Below are 21,430 nucleotides of genomic sequence, written 5' to 3'. Positions count from 1 at the left end.
TCTTAAGTGTAAAGGGTGGAGGAACGGAGTTCAAAAACGAGGCTCAGACACGGACGAGACGATCTTCGATAATAACGCCGTCTCGCATCTCGATCGTTCGATTCGCTCGTTCCGCAAGTGCCGGGTCGTGGGTGACAAATAAGACGCCGCAGCCTTTCTCTTCGTTTAATGACCGTAAAAGATTGAAGATGATTTCTCCAGTATCTGTATCGAGGTTCCCTGTTGGCTCATCGGCAAGCAACCATTTCGGTTCATGAACGAGTGCTCGGGCAACGGCGACCCGTTGTTGTTGTCCACCGGAAAGTTGCGACGGCAAACTGCCTGCTTTATCGGCGAGACCGACTTGCGCGAGTAACTGCTCGGCGCGTTCTTTTTTATCATACGGTACTTTCCGATCGAACAGTGGCGCCATGACATTTTCAAGCGCCGTCAGTGTCGGAATCAAATGAAACTGCTGGAAGATGAAGCCGATGTTTTCGAAGCGAAAGTCGGATAATTCTTTACTGTTCAATTTGTTGATTGGTTTCCCGTCATAATGCAACTCACCGCTCGTCGGTCGATCGAGCGTGCCGATTAGACTGAGTAACGTTGATTTTCCAGATCCCGAAGGTCCGATGATCGAAATGAAGTCGCCCGCCTCAAGTGTCACGTCGATGTCTTGTAACGCATGTGTCTCGACGCCGTCTCCTGAAAATGATTTTCCCATCTGTTTGCATTGAAATGTTCCTTCCATATGTACCCCTCCATTATTCTTGATAACGTGCTATTCAAGAATAGATTGGTAATTCCTTCTAAATGAAAGGAAATAAAAAACAGTACTCTTATGGAACAAGAATACTGTCAGGAAACTCTCGGTTGAATAGAAACGAAATTTTTACGATAGACGATCTCATACGGTAAGACGAACAATATACATGCAAGAGTCGTGAACTGAATCATGCTTCCGGTTGGTGGTAGCGGAGACAGCGATGCTTCGTGCCACACTTCATATAGACCAATGAACAAAAACAGGACGACGCTACTCGTCGTCACGTAGATAAGCAACCGAAGGGTCAATGGATAATGTCGGACAATCCATAACATCGGTAACCCAAAGATAAAATAGGATAACGTCATCGCAAACGTCCCGAACTGATAGACGATCTCAAAATCAATCGTTGTCAGGAACGAATACGCCGTGAACGCTAAGAACGAAAGAATCGTCACGACAGCCGCATAACTGATCCAGCGCATACGGTTGGCTCCTCTCCTGAATGTTATTCCTGTACACGCGATCGTGACAGAAACCAAATATGTACAATTAGTGTAGGTAGTTCGATTTCATTTGTCAATTATCTTCAGATTGACTTATTCAGTCTATGTACGATTGCAATGAGAGCGAATTCATAGAATAATGAAAAAAGAGAATAAGAAAGTGAGGTTTTATCGATGGATGAACAATTAACGGTGTTTCGTGATCGCTTTGAAGCTACACCTGATTACCACGATGGTCTTTCGTTTATGGAGGTCGAGTCACGCCTGACACCTTCAAAACGAGCAGCACTCGCTTGGATGGAACAAACAGGAGGAGAACCGAATATCGTAAACCTTGATGGACGATTCGTCATCATCGATACGGTCAAAGAGAGTCCAGCTGGTCGACGAAGCGTTTGTTTTGACGAAGTCGCTCGACTCGGTCGAAAGAAAAATGCGCCCGGAGCTAGCGTCGAGTCAATGATTGAAGCACTCGAACTCGACCTGTTGACACCAGAACAATATCAAAAACTTCAGACACAGTTTTCGTTTGACGAAAAGACCTCCAGTTGGCTCGCAACACCAGACGTGATTCGTCAAAAAGGTGGCGCTTTGTTTGGAGATCGTCGTTATGAGACGACATTCATCTATCACAACGGAGTGGACTCCTATTATGCGAGCCGCGGATTTCGTGTTTTACTTGAATTGGAATAAGCCAAAAAACCGCTTCGTAGTCCAAACGAAGCGGTTTTTTACAATAATAGGGAATAATACCCAATCGTGATATGATGGACGTTGAGTACAGGAGGTGGACGTCATATTTGTATTGGGATTGATTATGGGTAGTCTTTTAATGTTGCTCAGTTTCCGGTTATTCCACCAGCAACAACCGGATACAATTGCGTTATGTAAAGATATCTTCTATGTGTTTGAAGTCCATCCGGAATATCGATTCCGATATATCAGTCCGTCCCTCGATGACCATATCGGCAAGGGAGTGGCAGCAGCCAGCTATATGGATCCGGATCAGTGTTTTGCAAGGATTCATCCGGAAGACATCGAAGTCTTGATGTCGAAGATTTCGGGCGACTGTGACTACGATCAACCGTTCCGGCAACGCTGGCGGACAAATGACGGGACGTACGTCTGGTTCGAAGAATATGCGACACCAATTTGCGAAAACGGACAGATTGTTGCCATCCAAGGGGTGATCCGTAACATTGACGAGCAGTTGAAATCACAACAGGCACTGCTCGATCAATACCGTATCGATGCCTTGACACGGCTTGGGAATCGCCATGCCTTCAACGAGGCTGTCCGCGATCTCGATCAAGAGAAGATGACGTATGGATTGATTCTGCTTGACTTGAATGAACTAAAGGAGCTTAACGACCGATTCGGTCACGCGGTCGGTGACGCCTTGCTTGAACAAACAGGACTTTGCATCCGCCGCTTAACAGATCATGGTTACCGGATCGGTGGTGATGAATTCGTCTTGATCGACGATAGTCCGTCGATTGACACGTTTGAGGCATTCGTCGAACACGTCCGCTCGACGTTCGCGACGCACGAGATTGGACTCGCGATCGGTGCCGTTCATTCGACAACAGGACGCCGGATCGACGACGTCCTGCATGAGGCAGATGCACGGATGTATCAAGAAAAGATGAATGATCGCTTAAGTCGTCAGCATGGATTGATGCGCTTGAAGCAATAAGGCGTTGAAGCGTTCTGGTTGATCGAGATTCGCCGTATGCCCCGCTCCCTCGACTGGTAAGACGATGATGTTCGGCACATGTTCCGCAACGAACGCGGTTGCGTCGACTTCGTATGTTTCATTCGTTCCATTTAGGATGATGACCGGCAAGGTGATCGACTGCAGCATCGTTTCCGTCAGTGCCGGGAAACGGAACGTCATCAAATCGAGAACTGCCCGCGCCGTCGTTTTCCAGGCAGGACCATGCAACTGCTCGAATTGGTCGGCAATCTCCGGTGCCTGCTGTTCGAGGTTAAGGAAAAACTCCCGTTGTTCGCGCATCAGCGGTTCCATCGCTTTAGGAATGAATGGTGAAAAACCCGTGATACATACACCTTCGAGTTCGTCCGGTGGGTCGAGCGCCAGTTGCATCGCAAGCGTCGCGCCGAGCGACAACCCGAGAATCCATCCTGGACCTTCCTGTGCCATCCGTTCGCGGATGGCACGTGTTGCTTGTGATAAGTAATCGTCCGTTGCCGGCTCCGTCGTCATTCCGTGACCAGGCAGATCAATCGGAATGAACGTAAAATCATCCGCTAAAGCGGATAGTTGTGGCGCGAAATGTGTCGCTGCCGTCCCCATTAAACCATGTAGTACATACATACGTGTCATACGGTAAACTCCTTAAATTGATGTAGTGTCAAAATCGCGCTTGCGACGACGTCCGGACGATCGCGATGCATCTGGTGTGATGTACCCGGAACGAACGTCACGTTCGCCTGATAGGATAGATTCGCCTGTCGCCGTATTAATTCCTGCCATTTAATTTCCATTCGTTCGAGTTCATCTTCCGGAAAACCGGCTGCTATCATCGTCTGGATTGAGTTCGTTTTATCCCGACCGAGAACGGTCATCGGGAACCCAAGGTCACGCATGAGTGGCTGAAGCGCCTTCGCATCACTCTTCCACTTTGAAATGATCGCATGCATCGCCCGGTAATACGCCGGGTTCCAATCCGTACGGTCATCCCCGTCCGGGAAACGGTCACGTAAATCAGTTGCTTTTGATAGTTCCGCGAACCGGTCGATCCAGACCGCGTCATCCCCTTCTCGGTCGAGCGTCGGTGTATCGAGCTGATCGAGTTCTGCTAAGTCAACGGACGTCGCCTCGACAAGGACGAGACCGGCGACACGTTTCGGATAATGTAAAGCGAAAGCTTGTGCGACGAGACCGCCGTAGGAATGTCCGACGAGTGTGACCGGAGTCGTGATATTCGTCGCGTTAAGAAACTGATTGATTTGCCGTAAGATGCCGGTCGTCCCGTCGATGTAATCGTCCGACCATTCGTGTGGATGAAAGCTGACGACGCGGTAGTCCGGTGTCAGTTTCGTCAGAATGTCCGCCCAGTCCTGATACGTCCCACCGAGCGAGGGTAACACTAACAACGGTCGACCTGTCGAACCGTCGTCATAATACGTCACTTGTTTTCCCTGATGTTGCATAATTCGTTCCATTATAATCACTCCTTTATACTTTGAAAGATGGTGTTTACCTTGATTCGTGCTTTATTGTTTGATTTAGACGAGACGTTACATGACCGGTCCGGTTCTCTTCCCTATTTCCTTCGGGATCAGCATCAACGTTTTCGTGAAGTTGCGCATGTTCCGATCGACGACTACATCACGACGTTCTTATTGCTTGATCAAGAAGGACGCGTCTGGAAGGACGTCGTCTATACGGAAATGATTCGTCGCTTCGAATTGTCGCTTTCTGTTGAAGTACTGCTACACGACTACGTGACGCGTTATCCAATCTTCGCACGGAGCTTTCCGGGGGTCGACACCTTTTTTGCGCAATTACCGCCTGAGCTACCCATCGGCTTACTATCGAACGGTCGGACGACGTTCCAACGTGCCGTCTGTGACGCAATCGGACTGTCTCCCTCCTTTACGCAGATCGGGATCTCGGAACAAGAAGGCGTCCGTAAACCGGATCCGGCATTTTTCCTTCGCTTAACGGACCGTTTAGGTGTTCGCCCGGACGACGTCCTTTATGTTGGCGACAATTACGACCACGACATCTTACCGGCACGCGCCCTCGGTATGCAGGCGATTTGGAAGCGCACAGGCGATGTTCCATTGACTGACACGCAATTTTCGGACTGGTGCCAGTTACCTGCCCCACTCCAAGACCTGATACGAAAGGAGAACCAGCCATGACGGAACAGATTCGCCGTTTCCAACCTGACGATTTTGAGCAGATTCATCGATTGAACGCATTAGAAGGATGGCAGGATCTCGTCGCTGATCAAAAGCGGACCCGCAACGCGTGGATGAATGCAAATGCCGCTTTCGTCCTTGAGTCTGACGGAGAAATCCTTGCCTATGTCCGCGCTTTAACGGACGGTTCAGTGACGACGTTCGTCTGTGAGCTCCTCGTCAGCCGAAACGCACGCAAGCGTGGGTACGGACAACAGTTACTCGATCACTTGCAACTTACCTATCCGACGCGGATTGATCTCCTGGCAACTCGTCAATCTGCTTCCTTTTATGAACAACAAGGATTTCGTGCTTTCCATGGTTTCCGTAAATCACGATGAAGCGAATGATTTCGAATAACTTGTGCTCGTTACGCTGTAGCCCATCGCTTGATAAAAGTGATGGGCTGCTTCGCGTTCTGGTCGATTACCACTGTTCAGTAAAACGGCAGTTGCTCCTCTTGCATGCGCCCAGTCTTCCGCTGCTCGGATCAAACGGCGTCCAATTCCCTGCCGACGATGTTTCGCGTTGACGACAAACGCGACGATTCGGACATAGGTCGTATCATGCTCGAACGCTTGCGCCTGAAACAGACCGACGCAGCCGAGAAGAATATCGTCGTCTTCTAACACAAGCAATTCATAATCCGGATGACGAGTGATCCGCGAAAATCATTCACGTAAGACGTCCTCGCTTGCCGGATAACCAAGTTGCGTCATCAATCCGACCAATTGTGGTAGATCGTCTGTTGTCCAAGACCGGATGGTCATATTTCTCTCCCCCCTTATCGTGTGGGCGACAGAATCATCACCCGTTCTCGACCCTCTTCCTCACCGACGACCAGCACGTGCTCAGATACCGGATCGTCCTTGACTTGATAGACGGTAAACGCATCGAGGTTCGACGCAAAATCAGATGTGTCCTGTTCTAGTTGCGTATCAGTCAAGACATCATCCGTGACACCGAGTCGCTTCCCTTTCAGCTGTTGCCAATCTGTATCCGTAATTTTTTTGGCTACCGTGTATAACTGTTCATCATAATACATGCCGACGACCATCGATTGCGACGATTGCTCGGGAACGGTCTCATGCAAGGAACTAAAGCCGATGATCGTCAGACCGGCAGCGAGACAAGCAGCTTGTAACGAGCGCCGGCGCCGTTTCGCTTTGCGGATACCTTGGATTGTCCGTTGCCTGACAGATGACGGTACGTCGATCAAGATTTTTGGCTCGTGATTCATAGACTCATCCCCTTCTGTCGTCGTACTTTCTCGAGTGCGCGGTACAACGTGCTTTTGATCGTACTCAGTGGCACATTGAAGGTTTGCGCAATCTCTTGCAATGACAAATCTTCTTCATACCGGAAGTAGACGATTGATCGCTCGGTCGGCTCGAGGACATCCAGTAAATCGTCCAAGTACAAGCGATCGACGAGACGCTCTTCAAACGACGTCGTTTGACTGGGTTCGATCGCGAGCGGCTGAAACGACGCTCGCTGTTGCTGGAAAGCGCAATTCATCGTGATGCGCGTCAACCACGTCTTAAAATACGAAGCATCCCGTAAACTCTTTCGCCCACGCCATGCCCGGTACGCGACCTCTTGGACGTTCTCAAGCGCTGCCACCTCCTCTTTCAGATAAATGAAGGAAATACGGTACACATAGTCTTCTTCTGCGAATAAAGCTGCTTCAAAAGCAGCGTCGGATAATGCTGCACCTGACTTTCGAAACACATCGGCATCCTCCTTTTTTACAATCATTCCCCTATTAGATACACGACACGTTTAAAAAGTTTCATTTTTTTCAAATTTTTCTTATAATTCCCTTTTCATGCATGAATGAATTCGATAGGATGGGAAGCAGAGAGGGTGATAAACGTGTACAAGAAACTCATTGCTTTACCGGAGCTTACGCACCTCGAAGGGGCGGTCTCCATCCACCAGCAAGGTGAACAAATCTTTAGCCATGCTAACGGATTCGCACATCGGGGCTACCGCGCATCGAATACAGAAACGACACGATTCGGAATTGCTTCTGGTGCGAAACTTTTCACGGCGGTCGCCATTTTACGGTTAGTCGAGGCAGGAAAGGTAGCACTCGACGAACACGTCGCGCCGATTCTACCGGACATAGGAATCGATCTAGACGGCGTGACCGTACATCATCTGTTAACCCATACGTCAGGCATCGGTGATTATTTTGACGAAGCGACGATGACCGATTTCGAGGAGGTTTTTCAAGATTTCCCGATGTACCGTTTGCGTCGTCCCATCGATTTTTTACCGTTGTTTCAGGACCAAAAAAGACTGTTCACTGCGGGCGAACGTTTTCATTACAACAATGCGGGATACATCCTGCTCGGCCTCGTGATCGAACAATTGACGAAACAACCCTTCTCGGATTACGTGACGAACGAATTATTCGCTCGCGCGCAAATGACACAGTCTGGTTACTTCCGACTCGACTCGCTACCGGCAGATACAGCCACCGGCCATATCGAGAATGAAGACGGTATGTGGCGAACGAATCACTATGCGTTACCGATCATTGGCGGACCAGATGGCGGCGCCTTCCTCACAGCATCAGACATGGAACGTTTCTGGCGAAGTCTTCTGACGCATCAATTGCTGTCCGAATCGATGACCGCGCAACTGTTTCATCCCCACGTCAAAGTCAACGATGTTGCGTCTTATGGTTACGGCGTCTGGCTGAAACGACTCGACGCCTCGCACGAGAAGTGGCACATCATGGGTTACGACCCGGGTGTCAGCTTTCATTCCGCCTATTATCCACAATCGGAAACGATCGTCACCGTCTTATCGAATACGTCTGACGGAGCCTACGCGCTCGTTCAGGCTATCGAACAACTTTTACTTGAGAAAGGAATCCATACATGAACCTTTATATCGCTTCTCGCTTTGATCACACGTTGACCGTCCGCTGGCTCCGCGATGAACTCCGCTTGCGTGGACACGATTTAACATACGACTGGACGATGAACAATCGGGCAGAGGATCCTGAAGCATTACGAAAGATTGGTCTTGCTGAATTCGAAGCCATACAACAAGCGGACGCCTTCGTGCTCGTGTTACCGGCAGGAAAAAGTAGTCACGTCGAACTCGGGATTGCGCTCGCGACGAATCGTCCGATTTACTTATGCATGCCGGATGCGACCTACTTCACCGGACCATTGGCCAGTACGTTTTATCATATCGGACGGACGACCTCTTGCTTCGGAACGAAAGAAGATTGGCTCACGCAGATTCTCGCCGATCGCTTACCGGAAGAACAACTGACGTCATGAGGACCGTCCTGTTGACGATTGGACCGACCCATGCCGGGAAAACGACGTTCGCCCGACAGCTTGCTCAACGTCTACCAGCAAGCCTTGTCATCGATCAGGATCTTCAAGCACGTTTTTTGCTCGAACATTATCCAGACCTTGTTCCAACAGAAGGACCAAATCAGATCAAACATGACTTGACGGGATGGTTGATCGAACAGGCAATCACGTCCTCCGTCGAGACAATCATCTTATGTAATGCCAACACCTCGCGGATTGGTCGGAAACAATTATTAGATCCATTCTCCCGTTCGACGTTCCGCTCGATCCTCGTCTGGTTCGATTTACCCGAAGCCATCCTTTCAAACCGACTGACTCACTCCAAACGCGATGGACGAGAAATTCGTGGCGACTCGTCGTACTACGATATCTATCAGCGGCAACGAATCGAGCCGCCAGTTTCCGGTGAAGCGGACCAAATCGTTCGTCTTCGTTCGACGGAAGACGTTGACACACTCCTCGACCATGTCACGAATCCGTCGCTTGATGCTCTCTTCGATGCGGTATCGACTGATTGAAGAACATGACAATCGCACGTAAAGCACCCGCTTCTTCATCAACGCATGCAAAAAGACTAGCCGATATGTAACCGATTACAAAAGAAAGAAGGAACACTCATGTCTGAAGAACAACGATTGACCGGCGGAAATGTCTCCGCTGTCTATCAAAAAGGTGAGCATGTCTATCGCTCACAAAAAGAGAACAGCAACAACGTCCAACGGTTATTACGCCACTTAGAAGCGAAACGCCTATCCGGTGTTCCCCGTTTCGTCGGTATCGACGAACAAAATCGAGAGATCCTGACCTTTCTCCCTGGCGAAACGGCCGATTATCCCCTAAAAGCATACATGTGGCATGATGACGTATTGGACGATGTCGCACGTCTGATGCGCCAGTATCATGACGCGACAGTCGACTTCGACGTCTCGCCGGACTGGGCACCGTTGCTCAATACCCCGACTCCATACGAAGTCATCTGTCACAACGATTTTGCCGTCTACAATACGATTTTTCAGGATCAAAAACTGAGTGGCGTGATTGACTTTGACCTCGCGGCACCCGGTCCACGTGCTTGGGATATCGTCTACACGCTCTATACGTTCGTTCCGCTTAGCAGCAGACGACAAGCACCTGACGGATCCGTTCTTGCTTATTCACCGGAGCAAGATGACACACGTTTCGCCAAGCGAGTGAGTCGGTTCCTTGATGCGTATGGCTATGAAGGACCGCGTTCCGAACTGCTATCCATGTTATTGTTGCGCATCGAAGCCCTCTATCTATTAATTGATCAAAGAGCTGCGGAAGGTGATGCTGCCTTCATCAAGATGAAAGAAGAAGGTCACGACACACATTACCGCGCGGAATACCGTTTCATCGCGGAACATGGGGAGAAGTGGTTCATCGATAAATCTTCGATAAAATAATGTTCGACGACATCGATCATCACAAAGGAGTGATTTTTTTGAAGATAATTGATCTCGATTTTTTACTGACGACTGAAGAATATGATCTCGAACTAGATACGATGTCGTTAAAGGCGAACGACCATTACGCGATTGATTTCTATTTTTATGGCGCTGACGAAACATTCAAGCTTTTGATTGACGATCCTTCGCGCGATTACTTTTTGATGCGTTTCGAAAAGTACGCCGTTTTCCTAGGTACGTTGCAAGAGCATGGCATCATCGACGACAGACTCCGAAATCCGTACCCGGTCGTGAAGTCAAAAGAATCGATCTTGGGAGAGTTCGCTGCGAAGTATATGAAAACGAAGGAAATTTATACGGAACGGGGAGACTTGCACTTATTCGCTATCAGGACACATGAACAGGATTTTTACATTTTATCCTACAGTGATCCAATCATCATTGATCATATGGCGAAAGAGGATTAATTGAACAGCAGTTGTTACATCATAAAAAAGGAGGATGAACGTATCTTGAAAAAATCATTGATATTACTTTTAACTGCTCCCCTTCTGTTTTTGTCTGCTTGTACAGAGGAGCAAAAGACAACACAGCCTCCTATTAAAATGATGTCAAAGAGTACAAAAGTACAATCCGAATCTGTAAAAATCGATGCCGAAAGTAAATTGAACATTGTTTTTCTTTATGAACCATACAAACAATATCTACAATCGTCCTTAAAAAACAAAGATCCTGAAGAAGATAAAAAGAATTATGCCAAATATGTCTTAAGCTATATCGACAAAATCGGGGAAAAGGAGCAGTTCGCGACAGCCGACTTGAAAGGTTTCCCGATGTTGCAATCAACCGTGTACGAACAAGAGCTACTCGACAAAATCGAGAACTTGATGAAACAACAAGATGACATTACAAAAATCATTAAAAAAAATTACATCGCTTCTCATAAGATCCTTCCCAAAAAGAAAAGTACCATTATCGTCGCTCCGGTTAATCCTGAATCCTCTTTCGATCTTCAGTCGATGAAAGGTGTTACAGGAGCAGCCTATAAAGATGCATTCATTCTCTACCTGGATACAAACTACGATCAAGACATCCTGGCATATTCGACGGCACACGAATATCATCACTTAGTCCTCAAGGATACACCTGATTTTAGTTTAAGTACGACTCTTAATTCCGTCATCGTCGAAGGAAAGGCAGATGCCTTTGCCGACCGAATCGTCAAAGGCGTCTCCCCTCCATGGAATGTCGAATTGGATGAAGCAACGAAGAAACATGTCGTACATCTGGTCAACAGCTATGAAGTATCACAACTCGACTTCGTCGTAGGTAACGAACAAAAAGAGATTCCTCGCTGGAGTAACTACATTTTGGGGCGTGATATCCTCAATCACTATTTTGAGTCGCATCCAGATCAGTCAATTGCTGACTGGACCTATACGAATCAAGCAGATATCTTAAAAGGATACACGTATCAAAAGATTCTTGAGCAATGAGGTGCTTTCATGAAATACACATGTCCCGTTTGTGGATATGACCGAATGGACGACGTTGTTTATTATGAAAATGGTGACGCTTCGTTCGAACTTTGTTCTTGTTGCGGCTTTCAGTTCGGAGTAGACGATGATGTCGAAATCGAGGATGGTAACTTCTTATCAAGAAGTGAAGCACACGACTTGTATCGTGCGAACTGGCTCAAGGACGGTGCTAAAATCTTTAGTGATTATGCCTTTGAGCGTGGTCAAGCAAAAGGTGAACCTTTAGCGAGAACGGCTTTGGAAAAACAATTACGAGCAATTCATATCAGACTAGAAACATAAAAAAAGAGCGCCACACTTCACGAAGATCTCGTGTGAGTTCGCGCTCCTTTTTTATGTCATCATGCTCGAATATCGTGCATTATCAACAAAACGGTCACGATAGTTCCTTGATGCAGATGATTCTCAATCGTTACCTCACCATCATGTGAATCGATCATCCGTTTGACGATTAACAGACACGTCTAGTAAATCAAGGACAATTCGAAGTGATTTCTTCGTCCACTGTCGTTCCAATATTAGGTGTGACGTCCGAGGTTGTTTATCGAGGCGGTACCGTTTCCTTTCAATGACCGTCTACCGATTTTTTGTTTCAAGCGTTTATGAGAAATAGAAGAATATTTTTAATGTCTTCGACTCCACTACTCTTTTCGTTCCTTATGCCTCTCATCGTCCTAAAAAGATGGTGGTATCGATTCACAGGAGCTTCAGCATGATTCTTCTACTAATGCATAGCCATTTCTTACGTCTTCGTTTCATTTTAAATATCTCCCTAGATTGGGTTTAATCCAATCTTAGAGAGAAGTTATAAGAAAAACATAAATGAGTATGGATTTCGAAAATAAAAACACAATAGACAAAATTTTCTGAAAATAATACACTATATTTAACCAAATTATGTAAAAGGAGTGGTCACATGAATATTACCTTTCAAGATGTTTCGCACTCGTTCGAGCGAAGCGGTGTCCGGACCGATGTCTTGCATCAACTAAACGGACAATTTTTGCAATCGGAAGTAACGGCACTCGTCGGTCCGTCCGGGTCCGGAAAATCGACGTTCCTTAGTCTCCTTGGTTCGCTCGATCGTCCGTCGTCCGGCCAGATTCTCTATGACAGACAGGACATTACGTCTTGGAAGAACAAACGGTTATCACAATTTCGCTCGCAAGAGATTGGCTTCATCTTCCAGCAGTTTCATCTCCTACCGTCACTGACGGTGTCTGAAAACCTAAAGGTCGCCTTGTTAAAACAAAAGACATCGTTTAATCAAGACGAGCGAATCCTCGAGCTGCTCGATCGGGTCGGACTCGACGACAAACGAAATGCTTTACCTGCTCAACTATCCGGCGGGCAGCAACAACGGGTGGCAATCGCCTGCGCCTTGTTGCATCATCCGCAATGGATTCTTGCAGATGAGCCGACTGGTAATCTTGATTCCATGACCGGTGACGCGATTTTGAACTGTTGCTAGAACTGCATCGTGAAGCCAAATGTGGCGTTTTATTTGTCACACACGACTTAGAACTCGCCGAACGCGCTGACCGAATTCTCTTCATGCAGGATGGTCGGATCGTCGAAGACCGCCGAAAACGCACGGTACAAAGTGTCTAAGTACTGTTTATGAGGAGGTGTCTGCGATGCAAACGTTTCGAAGCAAACTGATTGCGAGTTTCATTGGCTCTATTGTCGTTTTTCTATTGTTGTCCGTATCGACGCAGTCTGCGTATGAAGCGGTTCGGAATGCGGACTTCTCGGAACAAGAGACGACGATTGTGCGAGATTGTAATCATGATGACTTATCAAAACTTATTTTCAAAAAAAATAGTTGTACATTCGATAATACGATCGACGAAAATTCCGACAGTGAAATTTTAGGTGGTAGCACAGGAAAAACGGAAAAAACGAATGGGACAGCACGTGGTAAAGCCAATCCTTCAAAGTCGCCCGGCTTTTTGGAATCAGCAAAAGAAAAAGCGAGTTCTAATTTTCCGGTGTTCTTTGTCGTAGCACTTCTTGTAACAGGTTGCGTCATTTGTTTCGTAATCAAGAAACGAAAGCGATCTATAGGAAAATATACTCTCGAAGCTACGGATACTATACAAAATCAATCTAGCCTTCCTTTCAAGAATAGAACGTCTAAAGCAACGCAAACAAATTCCACACCACCTGAAGAATCATTACGCTTAATGTTATTTGATTTTAATCAACGCTTACCACGCGCCCTCAAGCGACGAAGCCATGAATCGTTAACAGACTGGACAGAGCGCATTCATCTGGTGACGCCACTCTCACCTTATTTCGTCACCCGCTACGCGACGCAAGCGGAAGTGGAGGCACTCGACGCACAAGAAATTCACCATTTCGAACAAGATCTTGCGCACTATTTAAAGACAAAGCTCTCCCACTAAACTACAAAGGAGACTACATATGCTACGATTCGGCATCAATCAATGGCTTCGGCAGCGCGGGAAATTCATCCTGACGCTCGTCGGTGCCCTCATCATCAGCGCCGGACTCAGTCTGATGTTCAACTTGACGGACTCCAGTCAAGGCACGGTCGAACAGACGTTACAGAAAAAATGGTCATCCGCCTACGATATCGTCGTCCGACCAAAAGGCAGTCAGATGTCGACGGAATCGAGTAATTTGCTCGAACCCAATTATCTCAACGGAATCAATGGTGGGATTTCGTTTAAGCAGTACCAACAAATCAAACAAATGAACGAGATTGATATCGCAGCTCCTGTTGCTGTCATGGGATATGCCAATATCGGCATCTCAATTCCAAATCAAATCCACTTTCCGGACAAGCCTGGTATTTATCGACTGAGTAATTCACATTATGGTGCTGGTGGATTTTCAAAAGAACTCATTGCACAGGATAGTGCCTACTTTTCAACTATTGAAGAACCGCTCGTTCCTCCGAACACGCGATTGATCCATCTTCAAAATCCACAAGATTTTTCATCCGTACAACCCTTTACCTATAGTCTCATCGTCGGAATCGATCCGGAGGCGGAAGCGCAACTCGTCGGTTTGGATAAGAGCATCCTGAATCAGAAGAAGTTTCGTTACTTCAACCAGGAGGATGTCCCCTCAGCCAGCAAGGAGAGTTCCAACCAATTCGATATTCCGGTATTGATTAACCCAAAATCCTTCAATACGGGATATAGTCAATTTAAGTTAGAACAAGTTAACGTCGATTTGAAAACGAAACAAGCACGCGACACATTCTATCAACGACTAGCAAAATCGAACGCCCCTCAACCTCTCGATCAAGAAAAACGGAAGATCATCCAAGACATTAAAGTTAATGCATCTAAAGTCGAGAGCGCTTTTTTTGATTCCCTACTCGGTCAAAAAACTAAGTCCCTTCCGCAAGCAGAAGCAAATACTGACGCTCAACTCGTCGCCCAGACAGGCTCTTTGACTTATCAAACAGTGAAGAGTCCGTTCCCTACACGGTGGGAGAATGCTTATGAAGTGCATACAGCACCTACTGCATTCAAAAACACGATATATTCTTCCTCTTATCTTCCGAAGCATGGCTTCCGGACGGTAGACTCTTATGAAATAAAACTGAAAAAATCGGATGGATCTGATTTTAAATCATTGAATCCTTATCTGACGTTTAATGTCGTCGGTTTGTATGATCCGAACAAGATCAATGTATCCAAAGATCCATTGAACGAATTACCGATGGAGACCTATCGACCATCCGCTGCGAGTATCGTACTTGACTCAAAAAACGAACCAGTTAATCCTGCCCAATCGATCAACACGACCGGGAATCCCGTTGGTCTGTTGACGAACTCTCCAAACGTGCTCACGACAGTCGATAGTGTCCAAAAGGTGATGGGCGATCAATCGATTTCATCAATCCGGTTAAAAGTAAAGGGTGCTTCTACTGTCGGTGAACAGTCAGATAAAACCTTACAACGTATCAAGTCGGAAATCGAACGAGAGACTGGTCTTATCGCTACGATCACCAAAGGTTCCTCTCCTCAACCCGTCGTCACGAAGGTCGTCGATAACGGGAAGACGCTCGGTTGGATCGAACAACCGTGGATCCACATCGGCGCTGCAATCACGATCTTCCGCGAGACGAGTGTTGGTTTTTCCGGTGTCATCTTCGCGATGCTTGCCGTCGCCATCGTCTATGTCCTCGCGACGAGCTATGTCTCGATGCTCGCCCGCCGGAAGGAGTTCGCTGTTTTACTGGCACTTGGCTGGCGGACGAAGGACCTCTACAAAATCGTCTTGATCGAGGCGGCGATCCTCGCTGGATTCGTTTCAACAATCGCCTTGATCGTCGAAGGCATCTTCTCATATGTCCGTAATGAAGCAATGAACGGCTGGAGCCTTTTCTGGATTGCGCTGTTCAGTCTCGTCATCTACCTCGCTGGTGCCGCTTGGTCGGCGTGGACGATTCGCCGCATCTCACCATACGAAGCGATCAAGACCGGTGAATACGCGAAAGCAGCTCGCGTCGGACTGAAACTTCGTTCGACGATGACACTTGCATTAAAGGAACTGATTGGGAAATGGAAGCGTAATAGTTTGTCCGTTCTCTCAATTGCTCTTCCAACGGCACTGCTGACGTTCTTCTTATTCGTGACGTTCCATTTACAAGGTGTTCTCTATACATCGTGGCTCGGACAATTCGTTGCCTTACAAGTCGGCCCGATGCATTACGTGACGATGGGCGTTGCAATCACAATCGCTATTTTGACGACGGGTGAGATCATGTGGCAAAACGTCACCGATCGCCGCGCCTCACTCGCCGTCCTAAAAGCACTCGGCTGGACGAACGGTGCGATCCGTCAATTGATTGTCATTGAAGGTTTCCTTGTTGGTCTGATTTCTGGAGTGATTGGGCTGATTGTCGCCTACACGACGATTTATGTCTTGTACGATCTTGTTCCATGGAATGAACCGTTATTGATAGGCGTGTCGCTTGCCTTACCGATTCTGTTCGGTGTCATCGCCGCCTTCATCCCAGCACAACTGGCAGCACGTGTTCAACCGTATCAAGAACTGAAAGATGCTTCGTAATCAAAGGAGTTGTACACATGAATTCTATTCAGGCAATATTTCTTGACCGGGACGGGACGATTGGTGGAGATGCTACCGCCCACTACCCTGGAACGTTTGCGTTATTTCCATACGTTTCTTCGTTAATCGAACGCTTACGTAATCAAGGGATTTTACTGATTGCGTTTACGAATCAACCTGGTATCTCAAAAGGATTGGCGCGTGAAGAGGATTTTCGGACAGAATTACTGAGCTTTGGCTTTGATGATACGCTGATTTGCCCGCATGCCGCGGAAGATTGTTGCACCTGTCGCAAACCATCACCTGAATTATTAAAACAAGCACAAGCAAAACACGATCTCCGACTCGATCAATGTGTCGTCATCGGGGACCGATGGAGTGATATAATGGCAGCTGCGCACGCCGGGTGTATCAAAATTTTAGTCCGAACCGGTGCCGGAGAGAGCTCCATTCGTGATTACGCTGACCGGGTGGAACAAGCAAACGTCGACTATATCGCCGACGACTTAACGGACGCGATCGATTGGCTCGAAACGTAAAACTGAACAAACAAAAAGGCGCGACTTCCATTTACGGAATTGCGCCTTTTGTTATTTCTTGGAACGTTTCGATTGAGAAGCTACGAAGATACTGTTCGCTAACACAAATAAGATTGCAAACCATGTCCAAAATGACATGCTACCGCCTCCTTTTGATGATGCGAGGGTACTTAAACTGTCTTCTTGTTCTTACCAAAAAGTTCCTGCAATCATTTGTTAGCGATTTTTCGTAATAGATAGAGTGCATAGATGATCGATGGGATCGCCATCGCCATAAGAATGAGATGGACACTCCCAAATAAAAGATTCATTGCTAGACTAAAATCTGACACTTTTGTTTCCTCCTACGTTTCAATGGTCCTTATATTTATTTTACTATAATAATACATTCACTATATTTTGAACTCTTACAATTATGTAATAATTTTCAATTCACATTCTTTTTCCAATACTTCACGGTTACACTAAACGTATGAAAAAGAGAAAGTACTCATCGATGGTCTTCTCTTTTCCTTGAACAATTAGCTGATATTGTACACCTGTTTTTGATCAATCATCATTATGAATCAGCTAATCGTTATTTAAAGGAGTGAAAGTAGTGCATATCTTAACTACCCAATTAGTCAAATTCATTCTCGAGAAGTATCAGTTAAATGATTACATTCTCTATGAGTCATCTTACGCTCGACACAAAATAAACGACCAAACCGTCTACTCTTTTGAAACGTTTTGGATTCCGCGAGGTGCATCTGTTATCGAGGAAGAGGATGAAACGATGCTTCCAGAAGGAACCGTGCAGATTACGATTGACCCTGTTACGAAACGAACGACGACGTTATCCTTACACGGTCCGACCTCGATTCATTCCGTGCCTAACGATTTACGTGATCCAACCACTCGGATGGCTTGGATCGAATCAGAGACCGACATGATCCATGGTACGCATTTCATGCTCGAAGAAGAAAACGAAACTTTTTTTAGTTATGTGAGTTGTCATGAAGGGATTCGGCTGTCTCCCGGTTGTTTCATTCATCTGACGTTAACGGACAACGGTCAATTCGATGAGTTGTTACTATACGGTCCTCATCCGCTTGATCATCATGTGAAACAGGAACCTTTCGCCTTAACGCTTGAGGACATCAAATCGCTAACTAAACAACAACTAAAATGGTTCTCGTATACAAAACCAGGACATCAATACGCGCATACCGTCGTCGAGACGATCGTGACGCAAGAAGGATCTATCCTTGTGCCTAGTAAACTGGATTTCACGTCATCACTTGATCGAAATGACATCTTAACGTGGGCAAATCCGTCAACTTCAATTCTCAAGCGCCATCCTTTCCAATCAGCAGCAAGCGTGACAGCAGAGGATGTGGTCATGCAGACCGAACATCCTGATTTTCGTCCGATCCAGCAAAAGACAGTGAACGCTTGTCGAATTGCGATTCAAGAAATCGTCCAAAACGTCTACCCCAGTGAATCCGGACAATGGGCGATTCGTCACATCTACCGGCAATATCCTTACCTTGCTGTCAAATTATCTCGCGCGAATCCGACGTCCTATGTTGATCAGCAAAGACGCGTCACGATTCTACTTGATGAAAAGACGCTTGACTGGATTAGCTTGACCGACGATCAGGAACTCCATACCGTTTTCGCATCCGTTACTGCACCAGAGCTCGAGGATGATCAGCAAGATGTCATGTTCAATGCATTACGTCCGTACCTTTTGCTCACGCCGCGTTATGTGTTCGATATCTCAAAAGGTCAATACGTTCTTTGTGGTTTACTTGACTCGAACCATGCCTACTTACCAGCAACAAATGAGGTCGTTTTAATACGTGATCTATAAAGTGAAGTTAGATATAAAGGAGTGAACGAGTTGCATCCATTAACGAAAGATTTAATCTCCCATATCCAAGACAAATATCAACTGAACGATTATGTCTTACATGAAACCTTCTATCGCCGTGAAAAAATTCATGGTGAAACGCAATATTCGCTTGAGACATGTTGGTTCCCCATCAATCACGGCCCTTGGTCTGAAGACGAGAGTTATCCAGACGGTACGATAGAGATTCAAGTCGATACGGCTACAAAACGAACGACTTCGATCCACAAAAATGGCGCTGTCGCGATTTATTCAGTTCCAGAGGATTTACGTGATTCAGACATACGGATTGCTTGGCTTGAGCAAGAATTAGGAATGACGTTCGAGAAGCAGTTCATGTTCCTTACGCATCAAGTTTCCCTGTATCAGTATGTCAGCTGTCATCACGGAATTCGCCTCTCCCCTGGTCTGTTCATATCGCTTGAGCTAACGAATGAAGGAGCGCTCGATTCTTTCAGTATCTATGGAACCCCCGCGCTGAGTAACAAGTATTCGACTGAACTGTTCACATTATCCCTTGAACAAATGGCTCCTATCATCTCGCAACAGTTCCGGAGTTTTTCAGTTCCTAACGAACACCAACGCAAACTAGCATATGCAATTGAAGAAACCTTTGTTTCTCAAGACGGCTTGCGCACGTATCCTCTATGTAATCCCGAAACTTCGTCCGTTGCCATAAACGAGATCGTGACATGGGACAAACCGTCCACGTTCTCCTATACGCGCAAATTGATTAAGCGGCGAGACACCGTCACGGCACTCGATGCCGAAGCTCAAACGCCACATCCGGATTACCGACCGTTGACTGACGAGATGCTGGAAACATGTCAGTCGATTGCTGTAGATCTCATCGCTGCGGAATATCCGGAGGAGTCCGGAGCTTGGACGATTCAAGAAATCCATCGGGATTTTCCATTCATTAACGTAGTAGTACGCCGGACTCGTGACGACATAAATCTCGCTTACAAACGTCGTTTAACGATTCTTCTGATGGAAGATACTTTTGAAGTCAGCCTAATCGTTGATAACGAAGCATTTATTGACCTCTTTCATGATTCGACACAAGGATTGCCAAATAGCGTTCCGGAAGAAGTCATACGTCACGCACTCATGCCTTACCTGACATTGAAACCGCATTATGTCTTCGACCGGGCACTTGACCACTATGTTCTCTGTGGTTTGCTTGACTCGAACCACGCTTATTTACTGACAACAAATGAGGTTGTCTTACTCGACGACCTGTATGTCATTTCAGCCACTGATTGATTCGCTTCTTTACTGCTTGCGGAAGAACGAGGCTTCTCAGCTGTTCGAGACGCTTGCAGTCCACTTCCTGTTTTGTAAATACGTCTTCAATCATCGCGACCTTTTGTTCCCGCCCTGGAATCAGTTGATAAATGACATACCAATCAACGAGTGACATGAACGGACGTCCAGCTGAATCGATTGATTGTTCATCAAACGGATAGATGAACACGCCCTCACCATGACGAATCTGCAGTCCGCTCATCAAATCGATATCGATTCCTTCAATCATAAATTCTTGGAACACTTCCGTCGCGTAAAGTGACGTCTTGTCTTGTTCGACGACAGTCCCCATGTCCGCCAACAGTTGGACTGCTCGTTCGGCGTCCGCTAACGCGACGACGAGATCGATGTCGCGCGGTACAACTGGTAGTCCATGCTGCGCCAACAATAATGAACCACCGATACCAAAATGAATCCGTTCTTGCTGCAAACAAACGACGACTTTTTCTAAGACTTGCTCAATACTCATCGCCGGAACCCCGCTGCTCGAAACGGTCCTTCCATCGAAATCGTAAAGACAATTCGAGCAATTTCATCCGGTGATGTCTCGTTTGGGTGGCTCAACCAGGATTCGATGACACCGAGATGGGCGGCTGAGAGATAGGCAATGAGATAATTTTCTGGAACAAGCCGTTCTCCTTGTTCCGGTAGTCCTGAAAACAGAATCTGTTGCATGTAATCACGGACCCGCTTCCGAAACATTCCGTCACTCGTCGGACTGAGTAAGATCCGCATCAGCGTCCGGTGTTCATAAAGAAACGTTAGAAACGGGATGATTCGTCGGTATGGTGAGTCCTCCGTTTTGTTGATCAGGACGAATGGAATCTCGCGTTCGAACGTCGCTTCGATCTTTTCAAAAACCTCATTCGTCATCCGCTCGAGCAGTTCGTATTTATCCGCGTAATGATGGTAGAACGTCCCGCGATTGACTTCCGCCCGTTCCGTCAACAACTTAATCGTCACGGCGTCAAAACCGACTTCGTCGATCAGCTGAAGGAACGTCTCGCGTATCCTCCGGTCGGTCCGGATAACGCGTAAATCCTGTTTTTTCATCGAAATCGCCTCTTTCTTCAACAGTTTGTCGAGATGTGTCGCTTAAGCGACAGATAAACGTCAAGTGGTCATTGCTCCCAGTTTCCCT

At 46.8% G+C, this 21,430-nt stretch carries 28 protein-coding genes; 18 read left to right on the top strand and 10 right to left on the bottom strand.

The window, feature by feature from the left end; genetic code table 11:
- Positions 1 to 43: 43 nt before the first annotated feature.
- Positions 44 to 733 carry an ABC transporter ATP-binding protein gene (locus tag KNQ15_RS11240; protein ID WP_214729490.1) on the bottom strand — a complete coding sequence of 230 codons (690 nt, stop codon included), beginning with the start codon at positions 731 to 733 and terminating at the stop codon, positions 44 to 46.
- A gap of 107 nt (positions 734 to 840) precedes the next feature.
- Positions 841 to 1,233 (bottom strand): hypothetical protein, encoded by a 393-nt coding sequence (locus tag KNQ15_RS11235; RefSeq protein WP_214729488.1) that lies wholly within the window; start codon positions 1,231 to 1,233, stop codon positions 841 to 843.
- A 195-nt stretch (positions 1,234 to 1,428) separates the two neighbouring features.
- Between KNQ15_RS11235 and KNQ15_RS11230 the strand changes: the two genes are divergently transcribed.
- A complete protein-coding gene (locus tag KNQ15_RS11230; protein WP_214729486.1) occupies positions 1,429 to 1,947 on the top strand; it encodes a DUF4256 domain-containing protein in 519 nt (172 codons plus the stop codon).
- A gap of 124 nt (positions 1,948 to 2,071) precedes the next feature.
- Positions 2,072 to 2,950 (top strand): sensor domain-containing diguanylate cyclase, encoded by an 879-nt coding sequence (locus KNQ15_RS11225; protein WP_214729484.1) that lies wholly within the window; start codon positions 2,072 to 2,074, stop codon positions 2,948 to 2,950.
- On the opposite strand, the gene KNQ15_RS11220 is transcribed toward KNQ15_RS11225, so the two are convergent.
- Together KNQ15_RS11220 and KNQ15_RS11215 are read right to left on the bottom strand one after the other, a co-directional pair.
- Complete coding sequence (locus KNQ15_RS11220; RefSeq protein WP_214729482.1) at positions 2,912 to 3,601, bottom strand: alpha/beta fold hydrolase; 690 nt, start codon at positions 3,599 to 3,601, stop codon at positions 2,912 to 2,914. The two genes, KNQ15_RS11225 and KNQ15_RS11220, sit on opposite strands and share 39 nt — an antisense overlap.
- On the bottom strand, positions 3,598 to 4,443 hold the full coding sequence (locus KNQ15_RS11215; RefSeq protein WP_214729480.1) for an alpha/beta fold hydrolase: 846 nt from the start codon (positions 4,441 to 4,443) through the stop codon (positions 3,598 to 3,600). Before KNQ15_RS11215 ends, KNQ15_RS11220 begins: the two co-directional genes overlap by 4 nt.
- Positions 4,444 to 4,482: 39 nt before the next feature.
- On the opposite strand from KNQ15_RS11215, the gene KNQ15_RS11210 reads away from it, so the two are divergent.
- Together KNQ15_RS11210 and KNQ15_RS11205 are read left to right on the top strand one after the other, a co-directional pair.
- Positions 4,483 to 5,148, top strand: a complete 666-nt coding sequence (locus tag KNQ15_RS11210) for an HAD family hydrolase (protein ID WP_214729478.1) — start codon at positions 4,483 to 4,485, stop codon at positions 5,146 to 5,148.
- Positions 5,145 to 5,528, top strand: a complete 384-nt coding sequence (locus KNQ15_RS11205; protein ID WP_214729477.1) for a GNAT family N-acetyltransferase — start codon at positions 5,145 to 5,147, stop codon at positions 5,526 to 5,528. Before KNQ15_RS11210 ends, KNQ15_RS11205 begins: the two co-directional genes overlap by 4 nt.
- Here the strand turns inward: KNQ15_RS11205 and KNQ15_RS11200 are convergent.
- From KNQ15_RS11200 to KNQ15_RS11190, 3 genes are all read right to left on the bottom strand, one after another.
- A complete protein-coding gene (locus tag KNQ15_RS11200) occupies positions 5,520 to 5,849 on the bottom strand; it encodes a GNAT family N-acetyltransferase (RefSeq protein WP_353048914.1) in 330 nt (109 codons plus the stop codon). The two genes, KNQ15_RS11205 and KNQ15_RS11200, sit on opposite strands and share 9 nt — an antisense overlap.
- Positions 5,850 to 5,971: 122 nt before the next feature.
- The gene (locus KNQ15_RS11195) at positions 5,972 to 6,427 is read right to left on the bottom strand and encodes a type 2 periplasmic-binding domain-containing protein (RefSeq protein ID WP_214729472.1); all 456 of its coding nucleotides are present in this window, start codon (positions 6,425 to 6,427) and stop codon (positions 5,972 to 5,974) included.
- Positions 6,424 to 6,918 carry a sigma-70 family RNA polymerase sigma factor gene (locus KNQ15_RS11190; protein WP_214729470.1) on the bottom strand — a complete coding sequence of 165 codons (495 nt, stop codon included), beginning with the start codon at positions 6,916 to 6,918 and terminating at the stop codon, positions 6,424 to 6,426. The genes KNQ15_RS11195 and KNQ15_RS11190 overlap by 4 nt, the downstream gene beginning before the upstream one ends.
- A 144-nt stretch (positions 6,919 to 7,062) precedes the next feature.
- Between KNQ15_RS11190 and KNQ15_RS11185 the strand changes: the two genes are divergently transcribed.
- The 12 genes from KNQ15_RS11185 to KNQ15_RS11135 all read left to right on the top strand — a co-directional run bounded on the left by KNQ15_RS11185 (position 7,063) and on the right by KNQ15_RS11135 (position 17,087).
- Complete coding sequence (locus KNQ15_RS11185) at positions 7,063 to 8,082, top strand: serine hydrolase domain-containing protein (RefSeq protein ID WP_353048913.1); 1,020 nt, start codon at positions 7,063 to 7,065, stop codon at positions 8,080 to 8,082.
- Entirely contained in the window at positions 8,079 to 8,489 is a 411-nt protein-coding gene (locus KNQ15_RS11180) for a group-specific protein (protein ID WP_214729466.1), read from the top strand. Before KNQ15_RS11185 ends, KNQ15_RS11180 begins: the two co-directional genes overlap by 4 nt.
- A gap of 11 nt (positions 8,490 to 8,500) precedes the next feature.
- Positions 8,501 to 9,046 carry a P-loop nucleotide/nucleoside kinase family protein gene (locus KNQ15_RS11175; protein WP_214729464.1) on the top strand — a complete coding sequence of 182 codons (546 nt, stop codon included), beginning with the start codon at positions 8,501 to 8,503 and terminating at the stop codon, positions 9,044 to 9,046.
- 99 nt (positions 9,047 to 9,145) lie between these two features.
- Positions 9,146 to 9,952: a phosphotransferase gene (locus KNQ15_RS11170; RefSeq protein WP_214729462.1), complete on the top strand. Its 807-nt coding sequence runs from the start codon at positions 9,146 to 9,148 to the stop codon at positions 9,950 to 9,952.
- Between the two features lie 38 nt (positions 9,953 to 9,990).
- Positions 9,991 to 10,422, top strand: coding sequence for a hypothetical protein (locus tag KNQ15_RS11165; RefSeq protein WP_214729460.1), 432 nt, complete (start codon positions 9,991 to 9,993; stop codon positions 10,420 to 10,422).
- 45 nt (positions 10,423 to 10,467) lie between these two features.
- Positions 10,468 to 11,451 carry a DUF2268 domain-containing putative Zn-dependent protease gene (locus KNQ15_RS11160; protein WP_214729458.1) on the top strand — a complete coding sequence of 328 codons (984 nt, stop codon included), beginning with the start codon at positions 10,468 to 10,470 and terminating at the stop codon, positions 11,449 to 11,451.
- A gap of 9 nt (positions 11,452 to 11,460) precedes the next feature.
- A complete protein-coding gene (locus tag KNQ15_RS11155) occupies positions 11,461 to 11,775 on the top strand; it encodes a hypothetical protein (protein WP_214729456.1) in 315 nt (104 codons plus the stop codon).
- Positions 11,776 to 12,409: 634 nt separating this feature from the next.
- A complete protein-coding gene (locus tag KNQ15_RS11150; protein ID WP_251137670.1) occupies positions 12,410 to 12,964 on the top strand; it encodes an ABC transporter ATP-binding protein in 555 nt (184 codons plus the stop codon).
- A complete protein-coding gene (locus tag KNQ15_RS16820) occupies positions 12,958 to 13,104 on the top strand; it encodes a hypothetical protein (protein WP_251137669.1) in 147 nt (48 codons plus the stop codon). Before KNQ15_RS11150 ends, KNQ15_RS16820 begins: the two co-directional genes overlap by 7 nt.
- A gap of 26 nt (positions 13,105 to 13,130) precedes the next feature.
- Positions 13,131 to 13,901: a hypothetical protein gene (locus KNQ15_RS11145; protein WP_214729454.1), complete on the top strand. Its 771-nt coding sequence runs from the start codon at positions 13,131 to 13,133 to the stop codon at positions 13,899 to 13,901.
- A 19-nt stretch (positions 13,902 to 13,920) separates the two neighbouring features.
- Complete coding sequence (locus KNQ15_RS11140; RefSeq protein ID WP_214729452.1) at positions 13,921 to 16,548, top strand: ABC transporter permease; 2,628 nt, start codon at positions 13,921 to 13,923, stop codon at positions 16,546 to 16,548.
- A 17-nt stretch (positions 16,549 to 16,565) separates the two neighbouring features.
- Entirely contained in the window at positions 16,566 to 17,087 is a 522-nt protein-coding gene (locus KNQ15_RS11135) for an HAD-IIIA family hydrolase (protein WP_214729450.1), read from the top strand.
- A gap of 209 nt (positions 17,088 to 17,296) precedes the next feature.
- Here KNQ15_RS11135 and KNQ15_RS16930 read toward each other — a convergent pair whose 3' ends face one another.
- Positions 17,297 to 17,419, bottom strand: a complete 123-nt coding sequence (locus KNQ15_RS16930; protein WP_255344362.1) for a hypothetical protein — start codon at positions 17,417 to 17,419, stop codon at positions 17,297 to 17,299.
- 266 nt (positions 17,420 to 17,685) lie between these two features.
- On the opposite strand from KNQ15_RS16930, the gene KNQ15_RS11130 reads away from it, so the two are divergent.
- Entirely contained in the window at positions 17,686 to 18,942 is a 1,257-nt protein-coding gene (locus KNQ15_RS11130; protein WP_214729448.1) for a hypothetical protein, read from the top strand.
- A gap of 30 nt (positions 18,943 to 18,972) precedes the next feature.
- Positions 18,973 to 20,247, top strand: a complete 1,275-nt coding sequence (locus tag KNQ15_RS11125) for a hypothetical protein (protein ID WP_214729446.1) — start codon at positions 18,973 to 18,975, stop codon at positions 20,245 to 20,247.
- Here the strand turns inward: KNQ15_RS11125 and KNQ15_RS11120 are convergent.
- Positions 20,228 to 20,758: a nucleotidyltransferase family protein gene (locus KNQ15_RS11120; protein WP_214729444.1), complete on the bottom strand. Its 531-nt coding sequence runs from the start codon at positions 20,756 to 20,758 to the stop codon at positions 20,228 to 20,230. The genes KNQ15_RS11125 and KNQ15_RS11120 overlap by 20 nt on opposite strands.
- On the bottom strand, positions 20,755 to 21,342 hold the full coding sequence (locus KNQ15_RS11115) for a TetR/AcrR family transcriptional regulator (RefSeq protein ID WP_149427425.1): 588 nt from the start codon (positions 21,340 to 21,342) through the stop codon (positions 20,755 to 20,757). Before KNQ15_RS11115 ends, KNQ15_RS11120 begins: the two co-directional genes overlap by 4 nt.
- Positions 21,343 to 21,430 lie beyond the last annotated feature (88 nt).

The organism is Exiguobacterium sp. s168, assembly GCF_018619035.1.
In the GTDB taxonomy this organism is placed as follows: Bacteria; Bacillota; Bacilli; order Exiguobacteriales; family Exiguobacteriaceae; genus Exiguobacterium_A; species Exiguobacterium_A acetylicum.
The sequence above is the reverse complement of the archived record's forward strand: the minus strand, read 5'-3'. Positions and strand labels throughout refer to the sequence as shown.

Coding starts and splice junctions, on each gene's coding strand:
- KNQ15_RS11240 (WP_214729490.1), bottom strand. CDS start 733: ATGGAAGGAACATTTCAATGCAAACAGATGGGAAAATCATTTTCAGGA.
- KNQ15_RS11235 (WP_214729488.1), bottom strand. CDS start 1,233: ATGCGCTGGATCAGTTATGCGGCTGTCGTGACGATTCTTTCGTTCTTA.
- KNQ15_RS11230 (WP_214729486.1), top strand. CDS start 1,429: ATGGATGAACAATTAACGGTGTTTCGTGATCGCTTTGAAGCTACACCT.
- KNQ15_RS11225 (WP_214729484.1), top strand. CDS start 2,072: ATGGGTAGTCTTTTAATGTTGCTCAGTTTCCGGTTATTCCACCAGCAA.
- KNQ15_RS11220 (WP_214729482.1), bottom strand. CDS start 3,601: ATGACACGTATGTATGTACTACATGGTTTAATGGGGACGGCAGCGACA.
- KNQ15_RS11215 (WP_214729480.1), bottom strand. CDS start 4,443: ATGGAACGAATTATGCAACATCAGGGAAAACAAGTGACGTATTATGAC.
- KNQ15_RS11205 (WP_214729477.1), top strand. CDS start 5,145: ATGACGGAACAGATTCGCCGTTTCCAACCTGACGATTTTGAGCAGATT.
- KNQ15_RS11195 (WP_214729472.1), bottom strand. CDS start 6,427: ATGAATCACGAGCCAAAAATCTTGATCGACGTACCGTCATCTGTCAGG.
- KNQ15_RS11180 (WP_214729466.1), top strand. CDS start 8,079: ATGAACCTTTATATCGCTTCTCGCTTTGATCACACGTTGACCGTCCGC.
- KNQ15_RS11170 (WP_214729462.1), top strand. CDS start 9,146: ATGTCTGAAGAACAACGATTGACCGGCGGAAATGTCTCCGCTGTCTAT.
- KNQ15_RS11155 (WP_214729456.1), top strand. CDS start 11,461: ATGAAATACACATGTCCCGTTTGTGGATATGACCGAATGGACGACGTT.
- KNQ15_RS11150 (WP_251137670.1), top strand. CDS start 12,410: ATGAATATTACCTTTCAAGATGTTTCGCACTCGTTCGAGCGAAGCGGT.
- KNQ15_RS11145 (WP_214729454.1), top strand. CDS start 13,131: ATGCAAACGTTTCGAAGCAAACTGATTGCGAGTTTCATTGGCTCTATT.
- KNQ15_RS11140 (WP_214729452.1), top strand. CDS start 13,921: ATGCTACGATTCGGCATCAATCAATGGCTTCGGCAGCGCGGGAAATTC.
- KNQ15_RS11135 (WP_214729450.1), top strand. CDS start 16,566: ATGAATTCTATTCAGGCAATATTTCTTGACCGGGACGGGACGATTGGT.
- KNQ15_RS11120 (WP_214729444.1), bottom strand. CDS start 20,758: ATGAGTATTGAGCAAGTCTTAGAAAAAGTCGTCGTTTGTTTGCAGCAA.
- KNQ15_RS11115 (WP_149427425.1), bottom strand. CDS start 21,342: ATGAAAAAACAGGATTTACGCGTTATCCGGACCGACCGGAGGATACGC.